Here is a 255-nt window from a genome sequence, read left to right as displayed (position 1 = left end):
GGCGGAACGATGATTTATGCAGGAAATCCTTCCGCTGGTTCGCTACCCTGGCATGAAGCTTCTGCAGCCTGGCCACTTGTTTTTGCCAGTTTGAGGAGCCTTTTTTCTTTCTTGAAAGTTTCTTCTGAGCACGCTTGAGCTTTTTCTCCTCCTTACGGAGAAAGCCCGGGTTTAGAATCTCTTCGCCGTTCGACAGGACGGCAAATTTCTTGATGCCGACATCAATACCGGCTATTTTTGAGGCTTTATGGACAG

The 255-nt window shown here is 48.2% G+C and carries 1 protein-coding gene; it reads right to left on the bottom strand.

All coding sequences use genetic code 11. The features are described from left to right. Positions 1-255: transposase (locus M3221_RS25965; RefSeq protein WP_251274835.1), on the bottom strand; the 255-nt coding region annotated here is incomplete at both ends.

Source organism: Domibacillus indicus, assembly GCF_023715895.1.
GTDB lineage: Bacteria > Bacillota > Bacilli > Bacillales > Domibacillaceae > Domibacillus > Domibacillus indicus_A.
Note: the sequence above shows the minus strand (reverse complement) of the source record. Positions and strands in the feature narration are given on the sequence as shown.